The 457-nt window shown below is 63.0% G+C and carries 1 protein-coding gene; it reads right to left on the bottom strand.

All coding sequences use genetic code 11. From position 1 onward, the window contains the following. Positions 1-457, bottom strand: a 457-nt coding sequence (locus VSR34_RS38535; RefSeq protein WP_342965249.1) for an efflux RND transporter permease subunit, incomplete at both ends; no start/stop codon positions are given.

Genomic DNA, 457 nt, shown 5'->3' with positions numbered 1-457 from the left:
TGACAGGCCGATGCCCGAGAAAGCCAGAATCCCCACCACGGTCGACGCGAGCAGAAGCCATTGGCTCTGCTTCAGAATTTCGGTCGCCGCCGCGAGATGCGACATGCCTCGCTGCACCTTCACGAGCATGCCCTCGACCACCACGATGCTGTTGTCCGTCAGCATGCCCATCACGATGATCAGCGCGCCGAGCGAGATACGCTGCAGCTCGATGCCCGCCGCGTACATGACCAGCAGCGTGCCAAGAATCGACAGGAACAGCTCCACGCCTAGCACGACGCCCGCTCGCCAGCCGAGCGCGATGCCGAGCGCGACACCGACGATCGCCACCGACAGGAACACGTCGAAGATAAAGCCGCGCACGCTGTCGTCGACGACCTGCGGCTGATCGTAGAGCGAATACAGTTTGATGCCGATCGGGCGGTCTCGCTCGAGTTCGGCCAGCTTCGCCTTGATC

The sequence above is a fragment of the Paraburkholderia sp. JHI2823 genome, assembly GCF_038900695.1.
Classification (GTDB): Bacteria; Pseudomonadota; Gammaproteobacteria; order Burkholderiales; family Burkholderiaceae; genus Paraburkholderia; species Paraburkholderia mimosarum.
This window is presented reverse-complemented; position numbering and strand designations above follow the sequence as displayed.